At 33.0% G+C, this 6,420-nt stretch carries 7 protein-coding genes and 1 pseudogene; 4 read left to right on the top strand and 4 right to left on the bottom strand.

The features are described 5' to 3' along the window. The 4 genes from ABI549_RS13155 to ABI549_RS13140 all read left to right on the top strand — a co-directional run. The coding region (locus ABI549_RS13155) for a hypothetical protein (RefSeq protein ID WP_348076920.1) at positions 1-198 on the top strand (198 nt) is incomplete at its 5' end. 109 nt (positions 199-307) lie between these two features. After that, entirely contained in the window at positions 308-1,234 is a 927-nt protein-coding gene (locus ABI549_RS13150) for a DJ-1/PfpI family protein (protein WP_348076919.1), read from the top strand. 268 nt (positions 1,235-1,502) lie between these two features. Then, positions 1,503-1,961, top strand: coding sequence for a DUF4440 domain-containing protein (locus tag ABI549_RS13145; protein WP_348076918.1), 459 nt, complete (start codon positions 1,503-1,505; stop codon positions 1,959-1,961). 206 nt (positions 1,962-2,167) lie between these two features. Beyond that, positions 2,168-2,686 carry a MepB family protein gene (locus ABI549_RS13140; protein ID WP_348076917.1) on the top strand — a complete coding sequence of 173 codons (519 nt, stop codon included), beginning with the start codon at positions 2,168-2,170 and terminating at the stop codon, positions 2,684-2,686. 60 nt (positions 2,687-2,746) lie between these two features. Here the strand turns inward: ABI549_RS13140 and ABI549_RS13135 are convergent, their stop codons facing one another. The 4 genes and pseudogenes from ABI549_RS13135 to ABI549_RS13120 form a co-directional block, all read right to left on the bottom strand. Further along, positions 2,747-3,544: an alpha/beta hydrolase gene (locus ABI549_RS13135; RefSeq protein ID WP_348076916.1), complete on the bottom strand. Its 798-nt coding sequence runs from the start codon at positions 3,542-3,544 to the stop codon at positions 2,747-2,749. An 85-nt stretch (positions 3,545-3,629) separates the two neighbouring features. After that, positions 3,630-4,037 carry a DUF6010 family protein gene (locus ABI549_RS13130; RefSeq protein WP_348076915.1) on the bottom strand — a complete coding sequence of 136 codons (408 nt, stop codon included), beginning with the start codon at positions 4,035-4,037 and terminating at the stop codon, positions 3,630-3,632. A gap of 3 nt (positions 4,038-4,040) precedes the next feature. Then, positions 4,041-4,484 (bottom strand): DUF2147 domain-containing protein, encoded by a 444-nt coding sequence (locus tag ABI549_RS13125; protein ID WP_348076914.1) that lies wholly within the window; start codon positions 4,482-4,484, stop codon positions 4,041-4,043. Positions 4,485-5,898: 1,414 nt separating this feature from the next. After that, a pseudogene (locus tag ABI549_RS13120) lies at positions 5,899-6,420 on the bottom strand (hypothetical protein); the annotation flags it as partial.

Below are 6,420 nucleotides of genomic sequence, written 5' to 3'. Positions count from 1 at the left end.
AAAACCAATATTAACAGTAAAAGTAAAGCTAAGCAGTTACAGCCAAAGTTGAATAAATTGTTATCAAACGCTTCATGGAACTTTGACCTAGAGGACTGCGATAATATTCTTCGAGTTGATAGTAAACACGATATCACTCCACTTTTGAAAAAAGCTTTGCATCAATTTGGCATAGAAATTGAAAAGTTGCCCGACTAACCTTTATCTATCTCATCTCTAACAACAAATCCCACGTCCTATTTTGACATCTTTTTGTCTGTTATGCTATGGGCTTTTGTTTTATCTTTATCTAATTAAAATATCAACTATGAAAACAATAGCATTTATTATACCTCCAACTGTAGAATTATTAGACCTAGCAGGACCTGTACAGGTATTTATGGAGGCCATATCTTATGGTTTTGATGCAGAAGTTAAATTTTATTCTTATACCTCCGAACCAGTATCTACTGCAGGTTTGGGGTTTGGAACAATTAATCATTACTCAAAAGCTCAATTAACAGAAGGTGACTATGTTTTGGTTCCAGGAATGAATTTTGACTATGTGAGCAGTATCGCTTTCGGAGCTGAAAAAGATTTTTTCACTTGGTTAAAAGATTCTTCAGATAACCACATTACCGTATGCTCTATTTGCAATGGCGCTTTTGTTTTAGGGAAAGCTGGGTTACTTAAAGATACGGAGTGCACGACACATTGGCGTAGGGTTGAAGCGTTGCAACAACAATTTCCACAGGCTAAAGTGCTGTCGGATATTTTATATGTCAAAAGTAATAACGTTTATACTAGCGCTGGAGTTAGTGCCGGTATTGATTTGGCCTTAGCGATATTGGAAGATTTAAAAGGACCTCTTTTTACGCATAAAGTAGCTAGAGAGTTGGTGGTTTATAACCGCAGAAGTGGTACTCATAAGCAACAAAGTATTTACCTTGATTACAGAAACCATATCAACCCCCAAATTCACAAGGTGCAAGATTATCTTATTGATAATTTATCACAAGAGAATAGCGGTGAAATGCTAGCTGATATGGTTAATATGAGTCCGAGAAACCTGAGTAGGATCTTTAAGGAAAAGACAGGTTCAACGGTATTAGAGTATCTAACTTTGTTGCGAAAAGAATATGCCAATACGATGTTGAATAATCCGGAATATACGATTGAATATATCGCTTCAAAATGTGGTTATAAATCGGCGCGACAATTACAACGGATTTTAAAAATTAAGGCTGACAGTTAGTCACAATTTTTTTTATGAACGAGAATCTATTGAACGGCAAACAAGGTAAAATAAATTTAAAGACAGAAGAAATTCGAACTTTGCAAACGTTTTGGAAACAAAAAGGATTTGCCAAACGATTATTTGTTTCTTAACGGAGAAGTTTGTAAATACGGTAGTTATTAATTTTAGGTAGATTGAGGCCATTTTATGGCACATATATACGAGTCGACTACAATTTCGAGACACTAAAATTCTTATATAGAATAACATAAATTTAAAACAAAAAATGACGATACTTAATAACATAATTTTAATGATAAGTTTCTCAATGATATCATTTGGACAAAGCTCAATCGAAAAGTATAAATCACAGATAAAAGAATTAATTATAAAATCTTTTGACGAAATATGGTCGGAATTAAATTCTAAAAATATCGATAAATACTACACAAAGGATTTTCTACTTTTGGAAAATGGAGTTGTGTGGAATATTGATTCAATTACAAATTATTTAGACAATGCGATACTTAAAAAAACAATTCCTATTCGAGTGAATTCAATTGAATTTATTGAAATTAAAATTTTTAAAGGAATGGCTTGGATTGCATACCGAAATCAAGCTGTATTCTCTATTGAAAATAAAATTATTACAAAATCTCATTGGTTGGAAAGTACGAACGCAATTTTAACACAAAGTGGATGGAAATTAGAAATTCTCCATTCCACCGTAACGAAAAAGGAATGAAAACTACTGCATTTTTATTAAATGCAAGAAATGTGATAAATCCACGTTTCTCTTTTGCAAGAAATAATATCTTAGTGAAGAATATGCGGTTTTGAAGTTCGCCAATTCTTAAAGTCGCAAAACTTAGCTGTCATTGCCGCGCGACAATAAAAATCCTATAATAGATGTACATTACATTAAATTTAAAACCAAAAATTCAATAAAAGTTGATAAATTCAAGTAAACTATTTTCCGAATTAGCATTAATAAATAAATCTATTTTTCAAGTTTGTGGAATTGAATTTGAAAATATAGCAACTGAATCAGAAAGTCAAGACTATTTTGCACATAATTTTGAGCTGAATAAACAGAAAGTGAAATTCAGAATGGCAAAAATAACGCCAACCAAAACTGGTCAATTTGTATCAATTTGGAAGCGGAACGAGCACGGAATAACAGCACCGCATAATGTAGCCGATGATTTTGAGTTTTATTTAATTGCGACAAGACAAGCAACTAAACTTGGCGTTTTCATTTTTAGTAAAACAGTTTTAAGTGAAAATAAAATCTTAACAAACGTTAATAAAGAAGGAAAACGTGGAATAAGAGTTTATCCAACTTGGAGTTTAGCAGAAAACAAACAAGCGCAAAAAACACAAAATTGGCAAACAAAATGTTTCATTGAAATCGGAAGCGAAAACCAAATTGACATAAAAAAAGCGAAAAAATTACTTAATATTGAATAGATAAGAACTAATCAAAAAAAAGCAACGAGCAGCTAAGACCTAACTTCTATAAATAAGCCTTTATGCGATTAAAAAATCGCAGAGGATTTTATTGAAAATTTCTGGTTGGTCTATTAACGGCAAATGTCCTGCATTCTGAATTAGATGAAATTTTGCATTAGGCATTATTTTGGTAGTTGCTTCACCAAATTCGGGTGAAAATAATTTATCCTCTTTTCCCCAAATGATAAGGGTTTCGTTATATATACGTTGCAATGCTTCTTCAGGTATTTTGGATACAGCTGAACCTCTTCCTTGCTTGAACGCATTTTTTCCTCCAGCGGATTTAAGAACAGCAACAGAGTAGCGACTATGGTTACTATCTCGGTTTTCAGGCTTATGCAGTATGAAAGGAGCATTAAAACGATTTGCCATCGCGGAGGGAAAACTATTCATCCATATCATTCCTACTAACGGCCAAAAAGCAACTTTTGCGCCTAGGCCTGCAGAATCAACTACTACAAGTTTGTTAACCCTATCTGGATAGTCTATGGCGAACTGTAGCGCTATTGCACCTCCTTGAGACAATCCTACTATATGAGCCTTTTCGATTTTCATTTGTATTAGGAAGTCTTTCAACCATTTTGAAAAATAGGGACGATCATACGGTGCATTGGGTTTGTCAGATTCTCCGTAACCAACAATATCCGGCACTACCACATGAAATTTTTCAGCCATAGCGCCAATCGATGGATACCAAGTTACAGCACCCGCACCAGCCCCATGTAAACAAATCACATGATCGCCACTGCCTGAAGCTAAATAATTAGTTCTAATGGTACCATTTATTGTTTCACCTTGCTCAATAGGTACTCCCATCTTCTCTATAAGCGAATTTCTATAATCGATTTTGTTTTTCTTTTTCATGGCTGTTGCACTATTTTATTAGTCCGTTATAAATAACTTACTTGTTTGATTTTTTAGCTTGTTTATTGAAAATGTTGTAAAAGTAAATACTCCAAATTACATCTATCGTAAGACAGTAGACTGGCCAATAGGTCGGGTTTACCGTTGCGTCAGTAAGATGATGGATGAAATCCCAAATACCATGCAGTAAGATTCCGATAGCTATTAGTTTTGGATTCTTTACAAAGCCAATCAAGGCAATAAAATAGAACACTAACGCTGCTATTACTTCTAATACAATGTCACTCATTGCATTTTCTTTTAGGGCAAAACCAACATAGATAAACCCTATGGCTACAAGTATGGTTGCCGCAATTAAATTAGCAGGAATAATTTTTTTCAAGAAGGGCATCAAAACAAATAGTGAAAGTGCAGTTGTAAATCCCCAAAATAGTTCTAGTAACATAATTTAATTATTAGTTGGTATACGTTCAAAAAGTTCGGTTCTACCAAATAAGGATATGCCTATATAGCCTCGCACTCTAAGGTGTTTACCTTCGATAGTCATTTTGCATTTATAAGTAGTACCGCTCTCGGGATCATAAATAGTTCCACTTGTGTATACCTCATTTTCAAAAGAAAATTTGGTAAGTAATTCAATTCCAAGAACATCGCGTGACTGTAAACTCTTATCTGGATTTTTGGTATCCTTGCGCGGTTTGGCTACCCATACGGATTTTCCATAATAATTGCTTCCTTTCTTGTAAATGTTGATTTTGGCATCTTTTTTTGGAGACCAGTATGTGCCAATTATTTGATCAGCTTGAGCGTTTTTCGTTTGTACCGGCATATAACCGAATGACATTACAAATGCAGAGGCAACGATTACTAGTGAATTTAATTTTTTACTCATAATTATAATTTGTTTTTTGGTATTTGTAATCTCAGACTGAAAGGCGAATGGATACAATGACGTGTGATTTGGTGATTGATGATTAAAACTCTATTTATTTTTTGCAAAAGTCCTATGAATTACTTGCTAAAAAAAGACAACTTTGCGCCATTTTCAGACGGAATTAAGTTGACTGTATCCATTGTCAGCATTCTTAAATTTATTTACTTTGAGGTTTAAATAAAAAATAAGCCACTACATTGAGTGGCTTATTACATTTGTTGGGAATGTTTAATTACGATTTTCGCAAGTGCAATTTGGATTGTTGCATTTTTGATTTTCATTTAAAATCCCTTTACCATTTATTAATTGTTTAAATTTAATTGTTATTGTATTACTGGTAAAAAAGCAAAGCATATTGAACCCGAAGTGATTTCGGTTCTTCGGGTTGTATTTACACAATTTTGGTTTCTTGCCTTTTTACAATATTTCGTCCAATAACTTTTTCTTTTGAGACGCGACCTTTATGAAGTGCGTTGGAGTTAGTCCTGTTACTTTTTTAAATTGATTTGATAAATGCGCCACGCTGCTGTATTCCATATTAAATGCGATTTCAGACACATTTCTCTTGCAATATACCAGCAATTCTTTTACTTTTTCAATGCAATGCTCGATGTGGTGATTTTCGATGGTAAGCCCTTCAATTTAAGAAAACAAATTACTTATATTGTAGTATTCGTGGAATAAGTTGTCTGAAAGGAATTGTTAAATTGTTCTTTTATTATCGATAGAATTAACTTCGTTTCATGCTTTTTTGATAATGAGCTGCTCAGGCTTTTCCATCATACCGCTTCGTCTGTTGTCGAGTAAGTCCAATTCGATAGTATTTAGATTGTCACTAAGTAGCTAAATTTCTGGGGTCTTTATTTCTTTTGAGAGGTGTATTTCACCAATTGACACGCTTTGAAATGGAATGGATAAGTCGTTCATTACTATTTCAACCGCAAGTAGGCATCTGTGGCAGACCATATTCATTATGAGTGGTATTTTGCCTTACATCTTAATTTGAATTTAATTATAAAATTAGTCAAATAGTAGGTAGCGTAATATTTTTTATTTTGTCAATAAGACGTCTGTTCAAGACAAATGATTGTTGATACCAATTAGTAATAATGCTTTTTTCGGTGTTAATAAGGAGTGTTAATTCAAAATTAATAAGATAATTGTATGTTTCCAAGAAAGATTATAAATGTGTACCATTAGTCGGAATTTTTTATATACACTATTTTTTAATGAGTTATAGCGTTTATCGGCTTTGCGATGTGGCGGATAAAAATGCTGAAACTTTCTATTATTATTGAACTTCAAAAGAAGTAAAAGTCTTCCATTTAGAACAAATCCCGCCGTGTTGGCAAACCGATGCTAGCTGTAGTTTTTATTTTTCAGGAAATTTAGAAGTTATTTTACCATCCTCATTAAAGAAAAGTATTTGTCCATTTCCAAGAGAATCAACCTTCATTTGCAACCTAACTTTTCCTTTGATATCTGATAAGTTTAACACGGCATCTTTATTATAATCTTTTCCAATAAACACTCTATTTGCAAACGCTGGTTCTGAATTTTTTGGAAATTTCATTTCTTCCAACCTCTTTTTTCTTTCGCTTTCATCTGGAATTTTTTCTGCTTCTTTATATTTTTTTCTAAATTCTGCAAAATTTGGTTCTTTATGCCAATCGTCTATAAAAAGTCCAGTTTTTTTTGAACCATTGTCATCTAAATATTGTAGATAAAGGACTTGATTTTGGTCATATTGGTCAAAAGAAAAATGTCCTGAAGCAAAATATCCTCCTGTTTTCGGGTCTTTTCTTCCAGTAAATACAAGTCCACCACATTCAGTTAATTCATCATTAAAAAATATTAGACCTGGTCTACCACCTTCATTCAAACCGTATGTTTT

The organism is Flavobacterium sp. (assembly GCF_039932285.1).
Taxonomy (GTDB): Bacteria; Bacteroidota; Bacteroidia; order Flavobacteriales; family Flavobacteriaceae; genus Flavobacterium.
Note: the sequence above shows the minus strand (reverse complement) of the source record. Positions and strands in the feature narration are given on the sequence as shown.